General features: G+C 40.9%; 12 protein-coding genes. 4 read left to right on the top strand and 8 right to left on the bottom strand.

Translation table 11 applies throughout. The annotated features are described in order from the left end of the window. Window positions 1-171: 171 nt before the first annotated feature. The 4 genes from DW251_RS13415 to DW251_RS13400 form a co-directional block, all read right to left on the bottom strand. Window positions 172-2,262: an EAL domain-containing response regulator gene (locus DW251_RS13415; protein ID WP_118301448.1), complete on the bottom strand. Its 2,091-nt coding sequence runs from the start codon at window positions 2,260-2,262 to the stop codon at window positions 172-174. 105 nt (window positions 2,263-2,367) lie between these two features. Then, window positions 2,368-2,604 (bottom strand): type II secretion system protein, encoded by a 237-nt coding sequence (locus DW251_RS13410; protein WP_118301447.1) that lies wholly within the window; start codon window positions 2,602-2,604, stop codon window positions 2,368-2,370. Between the two features lie 506 nt (window positions 2,605-3,110). Further along, complete coding sequence (locus DW251_RS13405; protein WP_118301455.1) at window positions 3,111-3,470, bottom strand: DUF2500 domain-containing protein; 360 nt, start codon at window positions 3,468-3,470, stop codon at window positions 3,111-3,113. Window positions 3,471-3,516: 46 nt separating this feature from the next. Next, the gene (locus tag DW251_RS13400; RefSeq protein ID WP_118301446.1) at window positions 3,517-4,383 is read right to left on the bottom strand and encodes a helix-turn-helix domain-containing protein; all 867 of its coding nucleotides are present in this window, start codon (window positions 4,381-4,383) and stop codon (window positions 3,517-3,519) included. Window positions 4,384-4,547: 164 nt separating this feature from the next. On the opposite strand from DW251_RS13400, the gene DW251_RS13395 reads away from it, so the two are divergent. Both DW251_RS13395 and DW251_RS13390 read left to right on the top strand, forming a co-directional pair. Further along, window positions 4,548-7,589 carry a glycoside hydrolase family 2 TIM barrel-domain containing protein gene (locus DW251_RS13395; RefSeq protein ID WP_118301445.1) on the top strand — a complete coding sequence of 1,014 codons (3,042 nt, stop codon included), beginning with the start codon at window positions 4,548-4,550 and terminating at the stop codon, window positions 7,587-7,589. Between the two features lie 284 nt (window positions 7,590-7,873). Next, window positions 7,874-8,677 carry an AraC family transcriptional regulator gene (locus tag DW251_RS13390; RefSeq protein ID WP_118301444.1) on the top strand — a complete coding sequence of 268 codons (804 nt, stop codon included), beginning with the start codon at window positions 7,874-7,876 and terminating at the stop codon, window positions 8,675-8,677. A gap of 415 nt (window positions 8,678-9,092) precedes the next feature. Here DW251_RS13390 and DW251_RS13385 read toward each other — a convergent pair whose 3' ends face one another. From DW251_RS13385 to DW251_RS13370, 4 genes are read right to left on the bottom strand one after another with little or no spacing between them, the layout of a single operon-like run. Next, window positions 9,093-10,568: a sulfatase-like hydrolase/transferase gene (locus tag DW251_RS13385; RefSeq protein WP_118301443.1), complete on the bottom strand. Its 1,476-nt coding sequence runs from the start codon at window positions 10,566-10,568 to the stop codon at window positions 9,093-9,095. Between the two features lie 22 nt (window positions 10,569-10,590). Beyond that, entirely contained in the window at window positions 10,591-11,421 is an 831-nt protein-coding gene (locus tag DW251_RS13380) for a carbohydrate ABC transporter permease (protein ID WP_118301442.1), read from the bottom strand. 14 nt (window positions 11,422-11,435) lie between these two features. Beyond that, complete coding sequence (locus tag DW251_RS13375) at window positions 11,436-12,326, bottom strand: sugar ABC transporter permease (RefSeq protein ID WP_021869193.1); 891 nt, start codon at window positions 12,324-12,326, stop codon at window positions 11,436-11,438. Between the two features lie 15 nt (window positions 12,327-12,341). Then, entirely contained in the window at window positions 12,342-13,709 is a 1,368-nt protein-coding gene (locus DW251_RS13370) for a sugar ABC transporter substrate-binding protein (RefSeq protein WP_118301441.1), read from the bottom strand. A 244-nt stretch (window positions 13,710-13,953) separates the two neighbouring features. Here DW251_RS13370 and DW251_RS13365 point away from each other — a divergent pair, with 244 nt between their 5' ends. Continuing rightward, window positions 13,954-15,669 carry a sensor histidine kinase gene (locus DW251_RS13365; RefSeq protein ID WP_021869191.1) on the top strand — a complete coding sequence of 572 codons (1,716 nt, stop codon included), beginning with the start codon at window positions 13,954-13,956 and terminating at the stop codon, window positions 15,667-15,669. Further along, window positions 15,644-17,188 carry a response regulator gene (locus DW251_RS13360; protein ID WP_118301440.1) on the top strand — a complete coding sequence of 515 codons (1,545 nt, stop codon included), beginning with the start codon at window positions 15,644-15,646 and terminating at the stop codon, window positions 17,186-17,188. Before DW251_RS13365 ends, DW251_RS13360 begins: the two co-directional genes overlap by 26 nt. Window positions 17,189-17,199: the final 11 nt, after the last annotated feature.

Here is a 17,199-nt window from a genome sequence, read left to right as displayed (position 1 = left end):
GCTCTTAATTATCATAGAAGAATCTTATTTACAGAGATTTTCTCATACTCTCTCAGAATCCCCCACTTCAAATTTCTTCAGAAATTAAGTAGAGGGTAATTCACCTAAAGTCCTGCTTTTCATTTCTCTATGCCGCCTTTTCGGTGTCTCTTTCCTAAAGTTTTTTTGTGTTTACCGTTTTCTTCTTACATATTCTACAAACTCAACTTCTGGCATTGGTCGTGCATAATAGAAGCCCTGTATTTCATCACACTTTATTTTTCGCAATATATCTAGTTGTTCTTTTGTTTCAACACCTTCAGCAAGTACCCTCATATTTAGGTCTTTTGATAATTTTATTATATGATTCACAAGAATTTCTACCCTCGTTTCACATATATGATCAATCAGACTCTTATCTATCTTGAGAACACTAAATGGCAGTCTGCTTAAGCTTTCCATTGATGAATATCCGGATCCAAAGTCATCTATGTGCAATTTGAATCCTGATTGTAATAAACGCTCTGCGACTTTTACAACCTTTTGCCCATAAACAGATGCTGATTCTGTAATTTCTAAAGGAACACACGTTATCGGAATATCATTTTCTCTTACTATTTTTGTGTATTGCTCTACAATTTCTTCGCAAAGAATACTGGACCTTGAGAGATTTACTGACACGGACAACAATTTTTTTGATTCATCAAGTATCCTTTTTTGTAATCGGCATACCTGTCCAAAAATATAAGCATCTAATTTTTGAATCTGTCCATTTTTTTCATATATTGGTATAAAGTTTTCAGGAGATATCATGGAGCCATCTGTTCTTTGCCACCTAACTAAAGCTTCCGCACCGATTACTTTTTCTGTAATTACATCTATCTTTGGTTGATAATAAATCATAAATTCCTTATTTTTCAAAGCGTCTGTAAAACAGTTTTCTATCATTTGATTATAAATTCTCTTCTGCGCCAGTTCATCTGTATAATACGCATAGTCATGATTATAATCTTCCATAACTGTTTCTGCCGCCATAGATGCATAATCACATATGGTAGTTATTGGAAGATTCTTATCTATATTTTTGTAGATGCCATATTTAATTCTTATTCCCTTAATCGGAGCATTCTCTGTAAACTCATTAATAACATTATCCATTCTCTGATGATCCAACTTATAATCATCACTCAATAAGCAGAGAAAAGATGCCTTCCCTTTTTTAGCTAATAATCCATATTTAAATTTTTTGTTATATATAGAAGCCATGTAACAAAGTAATTCGTTTGCTTTTTTTCTTCCATAAATGCTAATAATCAATTCGAAGTCTTTAATTCTTCCTATTATTACATGCATTTTTTTATCAGATCTAAATTGCATAATTCTCCTGGAATAATGGAAAAATGCCTGCTCCGTATATAAACCTGTCAACGAATCTTTCTCTATTTCTCTGAGCGACACTGAGGATTCTCTCAATCTAATCACATTTTCCAGTCTCTTTTTAATAAGTTCAGCATGGTAAGGCTTTCTTATATAATCAGCTGCACCTAAATTTAGGCATACTACTTCTGTTTTTGGCGCATCACTTGCTGTCATTACAATAATCGGTATTAAAGAAAGGAATGGGTCCTCTTGTACTTTTCTTAAAAAATCGAATCCACTCAATACAGGTATCTGAATATTCATCAAAACCAGAGCCAAATCTTTGTAATTCTCTTCCAGTAATCTCAAACCGATTTTCCCATCACATGCCGTAATTATTTCATATCGATCAGCAAGCAGAGAAATTAATGATTTCAAATTGAACTCATCATTTTCTACAATTAAGATTTTTCTTTTTTCACCTGTGTTACTCAGGTTCATCATGCCTAGCTCATCTAATCTTATATCTGAATCCTCACTTGCAAACGCAAACACTATTTTTTCGAATGTATCTGCATTTCCAATTCTTGCACATTTCATCCGATAACGCAAAATATCATTGTTATTTTTTATCCTGTAATGTATTGTGAATTGTGCGACCTGTTGCAGTTGTCTGCATATATTATCAAAATCCGTAGCAACCAACATTTTCTTCCGCTCTTCTTCAAACACATTGGTCTCTATATACTTTTGTATTACAGTTTTATATGATTGCTTCTCGTTCATTGATTCGTCTAAATCTGCATTTTGATGCCTATAAATCTGAATGTACTGATCTTGACGATTTACGCAATATATGCTGCTAAACTCATTTCCCAGAATGTTGATAATATCCGTAATTTGCATTTTCCCCTTAACCTTCATTTACATATCATTTTATCGTAATCCCTTGATTCTTTTTCAGCAGCATTTTCGTTGTCCCAAAGTTCCCCCGCTTTCTGTTTTTAAGATACACCGAAAAGCGAAACACTATGTGCTTGAAGAATCTGACATGGATGGATCATAATCATATTTCCCGGTTGCCTGATAATCTGCCATCAACACCGAGTAGTAACTTCTGAGGTTTGCTTCGTCCGTTGCAACCTTCGCTTTATGCAGTTGTGAAGTAAAAACTGGAATGGAAATTGCTACAAGAATCCCAACAACTGCAACCACTATTAATAATTCTGCCAGTGTAAAGCCACTATTTTTCTTCTGTCTGATCAATTCTGTTTCTCCTGTTCAGCTGGCATATTTTTTCATTAATCATACTTATTTCGCGAAAAAATCTCAATCAGTAAATTGATAAAACTTTTTCCAACTCTTGTGTAATATTTTGTAAAATTACATTCATTTTCTATACTATCCGCCATATTTTATATAGTTTTATCAATCTAATTTAGAGGTATTGTTTATGGGATAGCTTGGCTTGATCACCATGCCAGTTACTTAATGGCAAAGGATGCCTCCAATAAACAGTCCTAGTTATCTGCTTGAAAATTAATGTGGCCTCCTTCCTGGTTTTCATGACCACACTCCAGAAAAAACACAATCAGCATCAAACACTCCCACGCAGATTCAAACCCATATCGGAGTTGGATATCGAATGCTACGACTAAAAGTTCTTCATCGTTGACCATGCCGTTCACTTCCCTTCGGCCTCATCATCCTGGCATAGAAAGCCATTTGCCGGCAATCTATCTTACGGATGCATAGTCGTCAGACTATCAGCATCAGGAAGTAATTTCAAATCCTAAATATCTCGTTCCCTGAAAACTTAAGTTTCCCTGGTTTCTCTCTGCCAGCAGTCCATATTCTGATCTACTCACCCTAAGTTCCATCCGGTCACCGCTCTCCACCTGAAAAGTCACATAGTAGGAAGTTGAGGTGGTTGTGCTAAAACCATGGGCACCTGTAGGATCCCCCGCATTTGCATGTTGCTGCTGAGTAACCTGGGTACGTTTGGCCACAACCGTTGCCGACACGGTAAGCTTGGGTGAATGGTTATTCTTATTCCATGTAGATATATTTTTTACAATCAGAAAAAGTATCACAGCACATACGCAAACAAATACCATCTGAAACATGATCATTACAAATGAAAAAAACACAGCATTTCTCCTTCTATGTTCCTGCAGCTTATTCCATCTCCCGCATTCTGTTTCGATACTGCTGTGGGGAGTATCCCTTCTTACTGCGGAATGCACGGCTGAAATAGGATGGATTGCTGTATCCTACAATCTGCGAAATTTCATTGACTGAATAAGCCGTTGTTTCTAATAAAATTTGTGCATTCATGATACGCGCTGATGTAATAAACTGTATGGGTGTTTCCCCTGTATATTTTTTAAAGTTGCGAATGAACCAGCTTGTGCTCATTCCCTTTGAATATGCATATTCTTTAACATTAATCTCCAGATTGTATGAGGAACTGAAATAAGAAATAGCCACTTCCATTTCGCGATCCATATATTCATCCTTCAGGACATGCTCTCTTGTCAGTTCCCGTTCAAATTCGATCAAAAGAAGCTGCAGCAAATGAACAAGCGTCTCTTCGTACTCTTCCTGGCACTTTTGCAGTTCCAGGATAATCCTCTTAAAAAGTCGCTCATATTCTGGTGATGTTCCTACAGGAAGGATTCTCTTCTTATCCGCGAATCCATACCTTCTGAGAAGATTCTTTATATTGCTTCCAGTGAAATGGATCCAGTACACCTCAGTCTTATCTTTTCCATAGTATTCATACTTTTGAAGTTCCTTCGGTCGAAACAACACGATATTGCCGGCCGGGACAATCGTTTCATTTTCTGGAGAATCAAAATGAAAGTATCCCTTTCCTGAAGCAATATAAATGATCTGATAATCCAGACGGCCTCGTGGCCGATACGTTGGCAGTTTCGGATATGTTGATAAGCGGTAACAGCCACAGCTGCCAACAACGAGTGGCTGCCGTTTATCCTTAAAATCCTGGTGGGACTGGTTCAGATACCCAGTATTCATATACATTTGCATACCCCCTTTGGGATAGTATATCATTTTGTGCATATTTCGTCTATTTCTATTCATGTACATGCACAGCATAATTCTGTAAAATATCCTTATACGATTGCAGAACTATATAATCCACCTTCTTTTGAAGAAGGCCCACAGCACATCAGGAGGGGTTAACCATGATGATACCGCGTTATTATGAAGATTTAAGCATACTGCATGATAACACAATGCCGATGAGGTCCTATTATATTCCAGCATCGCAGAAAATGAACACGCTGATCGAACACCGGGAAGATTCCGACCGCTTTCAGTTATTAAATGGAGTCTGGAAATTCCAGTATTATAAAAGTGTTTATGACCTAAAAGAAGCATTTTACAGGACCAGCTTTAATACAAAAGATTTTGATGACATTACTGTTCCCGGAGTCTGGCAGATTGCCGGATATGATTCACCCCAGTACACCAACATCCGCTACCCTTTTCCATTTGATCCGCCTTATCTCCCGCAGGATATTCCCTGTGGAGCCTACGTCCGAAAATTTACTTACCATGAAAATATCGATGCGCCAAGAATTTATCTGAATTTTGAAGGCGTTGACAGCTGCTTTTTTGTCTGGCTCAATGGAAAGTATACCGGCTACAGCCAGGTCCCTCATGCAACCGCAGAATTTGATGTTACAGAATTTCTGGAAGAGGGAGAAAATACCATTGCAGTTCTGGTCTTAAAATGGTGCGATGGCTCATATCTGGAAGACCAGGACAAATTTCGCATGAACGGCATTTTCCGGGATGTTTACCTCTTAAAACGCCCAGAGCGGGCCATCTGGGATTATCATATCACTACCCAGATCAAGGAAAATACTGCAAAGGTCAAACTGAATGTGACCTTTGATTTTTCAATCCCGGTCTCTGTTATCATTGAAGACCAGGCCAGAGCCGTAGTTGCTACCGGCACAATCTCAGATGACGGATCCATAGAATTTAAGATTCCAAATCCTACTCTGTGGAATACAGAGCATCCATATCTTTACACTCTCACCCTACAAAGCAGTTATGAAACCATCGTCGATTACATTGCTCTTAGGACCATTGAAATCCGTGATAAAGTAATTTACTTCAACGGACAAAAAATCAAATTCCGGGGTGTAAACCGCCACGATTCCGATCCAGAAACCGGTTTTACCGTTAGTGTGCCACAGATCAAAAAGGACCTGTCTCTGATGAAGCAGCACAATTTCAATTCCATACGCTCCAGCCATTATCCAAATGCCCCTTACTTCTATCAGATGTGCGATCTATATGGTTTTATGGTCATTGAAGAAGCAGATATCGAAGCACATGGCCCATACATGCTGTACCGGAAAGAAGATACCGATTATAACCGTTTCAAGCGCTGGAATGAAAAAATCGCGGATGATCCAATCTGGGAGGAATCAATCCTTGACCGTGTTCAGCATATGGTCCAGCGCGATAAGAACCGCTTCTGTATCGTGATGTGGTCCATAGGTAATGAAAGTGCGTATGGATGTAATTTTGAAAAAGCGCTGCGGTGGACCAAAAAATTTGATCCATACCGGCTCACCCAATACGAAAGCGCCAGATACCGCAATTATGACGTGACCTACGATTATTCCAATCTGGACCTGTACAGCCGTATGTATCCGGCCATGAACGAAATCGAAGAATATCTTGAAGAAGACGGAAGCAAACCATTCCTTCTTGTGGAATACTGCCATGCCATGGGAAACGGCCCTGGCGATTTAGAGGATTATTTCCAGCTCATCCAGAAAGACGACCGTATGTGCGGAGGATTTGTCTGGGAATGGTGTGATCATGCCATTGCCCACGGAAAAACGGAAAGCGGTAAAACCATTTATTATTATGGTGGCGACCACGATGAAGAACTTCACGATGGAAATTTTTGTATGGATGGCCTGGTATTCCCAGACCGTACTCCTCATACTGGGATTTTAGAATACAAAAATGTTTACCGACCAGTGCGGGTTGTCTCTTATGATCAGGAAACTGGAAAACTGGTTTTACATAATTACCTGGATTTTGATGATCTAAAAGATTATCTGGATATTCGCTTTGAGGTAATCAAGGACGGGCTGTCCACCGTGCAAAAAGGAAAACTTTCTCCATTCTCTGTAATGCCACATACAGACGGCGTGACCGAGTTAAACGTAACCATTCCCAGCGAAGGAAAAATCTATTTGAAACTGATATACCGTTTAAAGAAGGAAACACCTTTCCTGAAGAAAAATTTCATTCTTGGATTTGATGAGATCCTGCTTAAAAATGAAGACGGAAGAAACCAGATGGCTTTAAGCTGGCTTGAAAAAACGGACCAGGTAAAAGAGATCCGGGTACATGAAACAGACACAGAAGTGACTATAAACTCAAAAGATTTCACTTATACCCTGGACAGAAGGACCGGTCTTTTTGAACAGATGCAGTTTTCCGGCCGCAACTATCTTATCCATCCAATGGAACTAAATATCTGGAGAGCCCCTACGGATAATGATATGTACCTGAAGTCCGAATGGAAAAGAGCACGCTATGATAAAGCATACACCAGGGCCTACACTGTAGAAACCATTCAGAATATGCATGGTATCTTTATCGTTTCTCACGTTGCTGTTGTTGCTGACTCCATTCAAAAAATCCTGGATATCACGATCAACTGGAAGATTGACAACGATGGAAAACTCAGTTCTGTAATGTATGTGGAAAAAGATGATGAATTCCCGGTACTGCCAAGGTTTGGCATCCGGATGTTTTTAGATAAAAGACTGAAAAATGTGAGTTTTTATGGTATGGGGCCACAGGAAAGCTATCGTGATAAGCACCAAGGAGCTTACCATGCCTTATTCCGTACCAAAATAAACGATTTGCATGAAGATTATATCCGGCCTCAGGAAAATGAATCCCATTTTGATTGTGATTATGTGGTGTTCTCAGCATCCCAGTTTGGTATTGCTGCAGCAGCAGAAAAGCCATTCTCCTTCAATGCATCCTGCTACACACAGGAGAAGTTGGAGGACACCGCGCATAACTATGAACTGGAGGAATCCGACAGCATCGTATTCTGTCTTGACTATGCGTTAAATGGCATTGGCTCCAACAGCTGTGGTCCTGCTCTTCTGGAAAAATATCAGTTTGATGATACTTCTTTCCAGCTAGAATTTACTTTGGTTCCATTTTCCAAAGGCTAAAAATGATTATTTTCTGATTATGGGGCATTGTTATTTCGGATTACCGATACAGTAACAGTGTCCCTTTTACGCACGATATAAATGATTGAAAAAATCTGCATAAAACATTAAAAGCTCGTTGATATAATTATGAATTCTATTCATCCTAAATATCTCCTTTCTTTTTGTTTGCAGGTTCATTATAAAACCATTTCAATTTGCGTGCTTGTCAAATCGCAGTAACTATTAGCCAAATCTTGCATCAGGGCGATACGCTTCTTATCTTAATTTAGGAGAATTTTGAAATGCATTTAGTATACGAAAATACAAAGGAAGAGATTATTGCAATAAAAAAGACACCGGTCCACCGGCCACCGCATCTACATAATGCGCTGGAAATTGTATATGTTACAGAGGGATGCGTTGAACTCGGTGTTGGAGAAGAACTTTTCCATATGGATCAAGGCGACATTGGTTTTATCTTTCCAAATATCATTCACCACTATCAAGTATTTTCATGTCAGCGCAATCAGGCAATTTATTTAAACGCTTCTCCATTCCTGGTTGACCGGTTTACAGATATTTTGGAAAACAAAGCGCCAAAGCCACCCGTAATAAAAGCCTCCTCTATAGAACCTGATGTTTATCATGCATTTAATTCCATTCTCGGCGCACAAAAGGACGACATTACATTGGTCCAGGCGTATCTGCAGATTATACTGGCAAGATGTATCCCGAAATTTCAGCTGGTTGAGAAAGGTTCTGTTGGAAGCACAGATTTGATCTACCGTACGGTATCCTACGTCTCCGGGAATTTTAAGCATTCCATTACTCTGGAAAGTATGGCCAGAAATCTGGGCGTCAGCAAATATGTTTTGTCAAGGATATTTTCTAAAACATTCCATAAAAACTTCAACCAGTACCTGAATGATGCCCGGTTGGGATATGCATGTCAGCGACTTGAAAATACCAATGATACAATCACGGAGCTCTGCCTTGACAGTGGATTTAAAAGTTTGCGCACCTTTAACCGTGCGTTTAAGGAAAAGTTCAAAACTTCCCCCAGTGAATACCGGAAAACATTTGTTAGAAATTGGAATATGATGTGATGTCAAGAAATTGGAATATGATATGATTGCCGAGCGCATGATCCTATGATATACTGATGGGACGGCAAGTCAGAGCACATTAATATGACCAGACAATATATGCAGAGAAGATATTCGAATATCTGGAGTATCACTTGATACAGAAAAGAAAGTTTCCTGATCTTCGCGGAAGTAATTCTATCCATATTAACATATTGTCTAGTGAATGATAAAACCGTGGGACACAAGTGGATAGCTCGCTTATGCTTTGCCCTATCAAACAATCGAACGAAAATCCCCCACTTCAAGCGTTTGCTAAGTGGGGGTATGTCGCATAGGATTTTTTTGTTCATACTTGATTTCATATTGTCCATGACATTAAATTCACATGTACATGCAGATAGGCACTTTCGATTCCAAAAGTGCCTGCTGTTTGTCAAACTCTACATTTTTCTTTATCTTTATAGTATAACTCTATGGACTGATCAAATGCATTTCCCTCATAACACATTTTTTCCTGTCCGCGGCCTACAGCCCCGCCTTTTCTGGCATCCATCTTCGGGTCGGTGTAGCGGTCAAACCACTCCTCCATTTCAACCTTTAAGCGCTGGATCTGCTCTTCCCAGGCTGGGTTTCCATAAAGGTTGTTTTCCTCGTCTGGATCCGTGGAAAGGTCATAAAATTCGCAGGGGCCATCACCGTAGCGGTGGATATATTTTAATTTTCCCTTCTTGATCATACGGGTCTTGCTGTATTCATCAAAAACTACAATACGATCCTCATATTCAGCAGTTGGATGATTGATCTGTTCCATCAGACTCTTTCCAGGTTGCTTTGGCTCCAATTTATATTCACAGCCGGCCAGGGACAGAATGGTTGGGAAAATATCGTACTGTCCTGCCATAGCAGAGCAAGTGCTTCCTGGTGCCTCGCAGCCAGGTACTTTGATGATGAACGGTACTTTTACAGAAGAATCATACATATTTGGTGGGTAGGTTCCGTTTCCTTTACCCCAGATACCATGCTGTCCTAAGTTCATACCATTATCGGAAGCAAAGATGATCACCGTATCGTCCTCCAGGCCATGGTCCTCTACCCAATCCATGATCTTGCCGACACCCGCATCCATGGCAGAAATTGCCGCATAGTAGCCGGTTAAGTATTCCCGTCTCTTCTCCGGTGTATCCCCGATCGGGCAGGTATTTGCCTGCCACGGGTGGATCGGCAGATCCGGCGTATCCTTGAATTCGCAGTCCTTGTAAAGATCCCTAAATTCCTTTGGATGTTCATTTTCTTCCCATGGGCTGTGTGGCGCTGTGTAATGGACACTTAAATAAAATGGTGCGCCTTCACCGGACATTTTATCCAGATACTCAAGAGCATGGTTTGTAATGGTGTCAGTGATATATTCATGAGAAATGGAAAGCACTCCGTTTTCAAAAATATCTGCATCATAATAATGGCAGCCGCCTCTTCCAACGGTGAAATAGTACTCAAATCCTTTTTTCTTGTTGATGTTATCACCCATGTGCCATTTTCCACTTAACGCACAATGGTAACCATTTTCAGCCAGATACTCCATATAAGTCTTGTGGCCTTTTAAATAATCAATGGCTTTATCTTCCATGTCGAAACCGTCCATCACAGCCATATGGGGGTATTTCCATGCATCCAGATTGCCTTTTTTCAGCCAGTCTTGGATACCATGGCAGGAAGGGATTTTTCCAGTTACAATGCTGGCTCTGGCCGGTGAACACACCGGAGATGTGCAGTAAAACTCATCAAAAGTGGTTCCCTGCGCTGCCAACCGTGTTAAATTCGGAGTCTTAATGTCATGGTTTGTCTCCGATTCTACTGCCCATGCCCCCTGATCATCCGTAATGATAAAAATGATATTTGGTTTCTTTTTCATAATCAATCCTTTATCCTTTCCTTTATCCTTTCACACCACCTGCTGTAAGACCGCCGATATAATACTTCTGCGCTGCCAGGAAAATGGCAAAGATCGGTAAAATGGAGATAACGCTGGCAGCCATGATCAGGCTGTATTTTAATCCAGTTTCATCCATGAAGTTTACCAGTCCCAGGTTGATGGTGTAGAGATTTTTATTATTGATGAAGATAAGTGCATTATCATAATCATTCCAACTCCATGTAAAGAACAGAATGACCAGTGTTACCAGCGCCGGCTTGCAAAGGGGTGCTATAATCTGGAAACAGATGCGCATATCTCCCGCCCCGTCAATGCGAGCTGCTTCAGAAAGTTCCTCCGGTATCTGCAGCATGTACTGGCGCACCATAAACACGCCGTAAATGGAAAATGCAGCCGGAAGGATCAGTGCCCAATGGGTATTGTAAATGCCCATTTCCTTAAACATCAACATTTTGGGCACCATTAAAAGCTGATGGGGAATCATCATGGTCGCCAGATAAAGAAGAAAGATCTTATCCCTTCCCGGAAACTTTATCTTGGAAAATCCATATCCCGCAAGGATGGAAGTTGTTACTGCAAACCCAACGGAAAGCAGTGTTACCTTCGCTGAGTTTAAAAACATCAATGAATAACTGTATTTACCAAACCAGACTTCTTTGAAATTCTGAAGGTTCAGATAATCCGGAATCAGTCGGAATGGCACTGCGAATATATCCGCCTCTCTCTTAAAACTGGCAGAAACCATCCAGATAAAAGGAACAATACACAGCAGTACTAGTGACCAGAGACAGAGGCTACATATTATTTTTGCGATTCTTTTATTGTTCTTCATTTCATCATGCCCCCTTACTCTTCATTACGCTTCTGGATGCGGAACTGCAGCCAGGTAATGAAGAAGATGATCGCTAACAGGACGATTCCCTGAGCAGATGCGAATTCAAGTTTACCAAACTGGAAAGCTGTACGGTAAATGTTGTATACCAACATGGTTGTGGCCGTTCCAGGTCCACCGTGGGTCATCAGGTTGATTAGTCCAAACACCTTGAAAGAGTTGATCACCGATGTGATGACGATAAAAAAGGTGGTTCCTGAAAGCATAGGGATCGTTACATACCAGATACGGGCAAGCCCGTTTGCTCCGTCAATGGCAGCTGCTTCATACAGATCTTTAGATACATTGATCATACCGGAAAGGAACAGGATCACGGTATAGCCCAGGTTCTGCCATACACAGATCATCACAATCGTCGGCAATGCCCAGTGAAGATCTGAAATAAAGACCGGCGGATTTGACATTCCAAGTTTTCTAAGTAAATTCAAAATCGGTCCATTATTAGAAAAAAGAGCCAGCCATACCGCGGAGATCGCTACAATATTTACGATATATGGCAGATACAGTCCCAACTGTACAAATTTCTTTCCGACTACATATTCATTTAAGAGATAAGCCACAATGAAAGACAGTACGATTAAAATCACCACATAGCTAACCGTGAACACAATGTTATTGATGAGGGAAGCGCGAAACCACGCATCCCTCCATATTTCAATGTAGTTGGAAAATCCTACGATCTTAATGCCTTTAAATCCTTTGGAAAAGTCCCACTTCGAGATACTTATAATAAAGCTGAAAAGCATGGGAACGGTCCAGAATATAAGCACACCGATCAGGTTGATGCCGATAAAAGCATAGCCCTTTGCGGCAGTTTTAAGTTTCTTGCGCTTTTGTTTATCCATAAGTCATCACCTGCACTACTGTTCCTGAGCGATCTTCTCATCCGCTCTCTTTTGGGCATTTTGTAAGGTCTCTTCTACAGACTGGGCACCTGCAAATACCTTATCAAATTCCTCAGTCAGAATAGTATTGATCTCTGTTGCAACTGGCATGTTCTTACGTACATAAAAGTCAGTTGGTGTCAGATAGATATTTTTAGCACTTTCCATATCAAACAGATCAGACTGCTCTCCAAAGATCAGAGAAGCCACTTTATCTGCATCATATTTCTTGCACGCTGGGATTCTTGCATATGGCGCAACATAATCCATACCTTCTTCCAGATACCATTTTATGAACTTCATAGCTTCCTGTGGATGCTGAGATTTGGAATTGATGCTTAAGTCATCGCTGTAAGAAGTGGTATAGTTATTTTCCTGATCTGCAGACAGTCTTGGCATTCTTGCAAAACCAACCTTGAAATCGTGAGGATAATTGTCTGTATCCTTTACATTTCTTACGACCCAGTCACCAAATACCATGGCAGCCTTGCCAGTTAAGAGCATATTTGCAGGCTCCATTTTCTGTGTGGTTACATCTACATAACTTGGCTCAATTCCTTCTTCTACACGCTGTAAGTACTTCTCGGTAAGATCTTTTACATCGTCTGTATCAATTGCTGCGGATTTTCCGTCTGGAGCGTACATCCAGTCAAGTCCCAGCTTGCTCTCGATCATACGAAGAGCCGGCTGACCAGCATCATATCCTGGGAAGAACCAACCATAAACCTTATCATTTCCTTCTCCCTTTGTCAGCTTTCTGGCTGTGTCAATGAACTCATCATAAGTCCAGTCATCACTTGGATAAGGAATTCCTGCATCATCAAACATCTTCTGATTGTAAAGAATGGTGGATGTGATGCGCTTTGCAGGAAGGCTGTAATAATGGCCGTTGATCTCCTTCTGGGCAATATTTTCATCATAATCATCTTCCAGACTGAATCCCGCGCTTTCAAACAGTTCATCCAGCGGATACATATAACCGTTCTCAATTCTCTTCATTAAAAGAACGTCATTCATGTTCAGGAATACATCAATGGAATCATCGGACATCAGTGTCATATCCAGTTTTGTATTTCCGGCATCATCATTGACATATCTTGTGTACTCCACCTGGAGATTTGGATCTATTTTATTAAAAGCTTCACATACCTGTTCTGGACCCATATTCTCTGCAAAGGATCCCCACCAGTGAAGTACGACCGGCTCTGTGGAGCTTTCTGCGGATGCATTGCTTTCCCCCTTTGTATCTGCTGTTGTGCTGGAACTGGAACTTCCGCAGCCGGACAGTACGGAAACTGCCATCACTGCTGATAACCCCAATGCAACTGTTCTTCTTGTTCTCATAATACCTTCCTCCTTCTGATTTCTGATTGATGCCCTTATTATAGGCCAGGTATTCCGTATTTTTGAATGGAGAATGAAAAGGCAAATTGGTATTTTTTTACGCTTGTGGTAATATTTTTTGAAAATTAGTATTTTTTTACGTAATTCTCAAAGGCACTTTTTTTTTCACGTTCCCTATTGTATACTTTAAGCATTAGATGCCGCTTCGGGGTCTTAAAAGCAGAAAGAATAGGGGAAATTTATCGTGATAAAACATACTTTTATGAAATTAAACCTATCATGCCGTTTATTCCTCATTATCATCGTACTGTTTCTCGTCCCTTATCTGACCCTTTTTTCATGGGCATATAAAAAGGCTGAGACCATTATCCGAGACAAGGCGCAGTCACTGGAACGAGAAAATCTGAACCAAACAAAAAATGACATCGAAAGTCTCTGCCTAAACATGATCCAGGCTTCTGATTATCTGATATCCTTAAATAATTACGGTGTTCTTTACCGTGAATCTGCAACAAAGGGATATTCCTATTTAAAATGCTGGCAGGATGCCAATGAGCAGATTCAGAATGTAAATAATTCCCTGTTAAATTCCAATGCTGACATCAGTGTTTTATCCAATGACCAACTGCTCTACTCCACGCTTCCCCAGCAGAAATTCCGCTTTGAGGATTTTTTTGCGGAGCAGGTAGTTCCGTCGGTATATTTTACGAACGCCCACCAGAGTTACCGCCGTTTTGAAAGCAATCAAACTTTCGTTTCCTATATTAGAAAGCTCCCGCCATTTTCACCGAAAAGCTTTTATCTGGTCATCTCCCTTCCTGCCAGCAGTTTTTCCCGTCTGTTAGGAGCTGCAGCAGGGAACATGGAATTATGGGATACTTCCGGTTATTCCATCTGCGGGATCCATACTCCCAAAGATGTTAAATATTTCCAGGAAGAAATCTCCATTCCACTTTCAGGCTGGCGCCTGACGGATACCATTTCTACGGAATTTCTCTATCAGGATATCTATGAACTGCGCACATTCACGTTTGTTGTATCCCTGGGACTATTAATGATATGTCTTCTGGCCACATTTTTCGCTATCTATTCGCAGCTGCGTCCACTTTTTAAGCTGAAAGAACAGATGCAGCAGGTTATGGCTGGGAACCTGAATGCCGAAATCGCCACTACCGATTCCAAAGATGAGATCAGCAGTCTTTCCCGAACCTTCAACAACATGGTTACAGAGATTGGCCATCTGATTGAGGAAATACAGGTCACTCAGAAACGGGAAAGTGAGCTGCGCTTTGAAATGCTTCTGGCCCAGATCAATCCCCATTTTCTCTTTAATACCCTAAACTCCATCAAATGGATGTCCGTAATGTCCGGGACAGAACACATCACCAACACCATTACCGCTCTTGGCCGGCTTCTTGAGATCAGCATGAATAAGGTCAATGACGTGCTTCCTATTGAAGAAGAGTTGGAAAACATCAAAAGTTATATCAAGATCCAGCAGGTGCGCTATCCCGGCCGTTTCGATGTGGCCTACCACATAGAGGAGGGAATTTTAAAAGAGCACACCTTAAAACTGATCCTACAGCCCCTGGTGGAAAATTCCATTCTCCACAATATTGAAGCACGGGATTTTCTCATGATTGATATTTCCGGCCGGTGTGAAAACGGCATTATCATCCTGCAGGTTCAGGATAATGGAACAGGCATGGATGCAGATACTATGAAAGAAATCCTAAAACCCAAAAAGCAGGGTAAAAAGGGGTATGTCTTCTCCGGTCTCGGCGTGAGCAATGTCCAGGAACGCATACAGCTGGCTTATGGTCCTGATTACGGCTTACAATATGACAGCGACGGCAACTCTTTTACAACCGTGACGATCCGGTTCCCGCAACATAAACAGATAGACAGCCTTCTGTCCGAAAGGAGAGAGAACAATGATAAAGGTACTGATTGCAGATGATGAACCATTGGTAAGGGCCGGCATCAAAACCGTCCTTCCATGGAATATGTATGGTTTCGATGTGATCTCAGAAGCGGCCGATGGCAAAGAAGCTTACGAAAAAATCTTAAAACTCAAACCCGACATTCTGATCACCGACATCAAAATGCCGGGAATGGACGGAATAACTTTACTCAAACGCCTGAAACAGGAAAAAATATCCATCCAGTCTCTAGTCCTAAGCTGCTTTGATGAGTTTGAACTTGTCCGTGAAGCTATGAAGTACGGTGCCCATGATTATATCCGAAAGCTTTCTATTGATCCGGCCAAACTACTGGAAGTCTTAAAGGAAATGAAAGAGGCCATCTCTGACCAGCCGGAAAAGAACGCTTCCTTTTCTTTAAATACAGACGATCTGAAATATCTTTTTATCAAGCGCCTTCAAAATCAGGGGTTTGAGGATCACGAGCAGGTGAAGAATGTACTCCATAACATCAAACTGGATATTTCCATTCAGGATTATCACCTGATCCGTTTTTCCTTTGAACCAGATACTGCTCCGATTACGGATACCAATCGCAAAAACATGATCTATAACCTGTTAAACCAGATCTGCGAACGTTACTCAGGACAGGAACTGTTTTCCCTTGATGAAAAAGGATACCTTCTTATATCCAACACAAAGAAAGATCTTCTCCTCTGCCGCCAGATCGGAGCTGCCATGAAACAATACGCCAATCAGACCGTATATTTCGGTATCAGTCCTTTATTAAAGGATGAAACTTCTTTTAAAGCCGGAATGAAACAGGCCGAAGAAGCCCTTTCTGCCTGCATTTTTTATGAGCGAAGTGAACCGCTGCCTTATCCGCTGCTTACCTCCGTAGGCTTTCCATTCATTACGGATTCACAGGCCCAGGAACTTTATATTGCCCTTTCCTCCGGAAACAGTGAAAAATCTTCGGAACTGGTCCAGCGCTTTTTACTATGGCTTAAAAGCGGCCTATTCTATCCTTTTCAGTGTTACTCTTATATGGAAGAGATCCTGAACATTTTCATCCGGGTGGCCAGGGAACTGAATTTTTCCCTTTACCAGATGACAGCGGATGAAAATGACATTCTAAGGCGCATCCGCCAGGCCCATACCTTACGGACCTGCCAGAAAATCCTGTCTGATTTTATTATGGAGTTTTCAGAATTTGTCCGCGATAAACGTTCCGGAGAGAGGTCTGAAATTTTGAAGATAAAAGAATATGTCCAACTTCACTATAGCGAAAATATCGACTTAAACCTGGTTGCCGGTCTCGTGAATGTCACTCCATCCCATTTAAGCAATCTTTTTAAGAAAGAAACCGGCACCAACTTCTCTTCCTACCTCACCGATGTGCGGATGCAGGCAGCTGGCAAACTTTTAAAATCCCCGGACATGCTCATTTATGAAGTTGCTGAAAAGACGGGATATTCCAATGGCGGATACTTCGGAAAAGCTTTTAAAAAATACTGGGGCGTCTCCCCGGAAGAATATAAAAAAGAAAAACGTTAGGAGTTTTTATC

The sequence above is a fragment of the Clostridium sp. AM22-11AC genome (assembly GCF_003473545.1).
Classification (GTDB): Bacteria; Bacillota; Clostridia; order Lachnospirales; family Lachnospiraceae; genus Enterocloster.
This window is presented reverse-complemented; position numbering and strand designations above follow the sequence as displayed.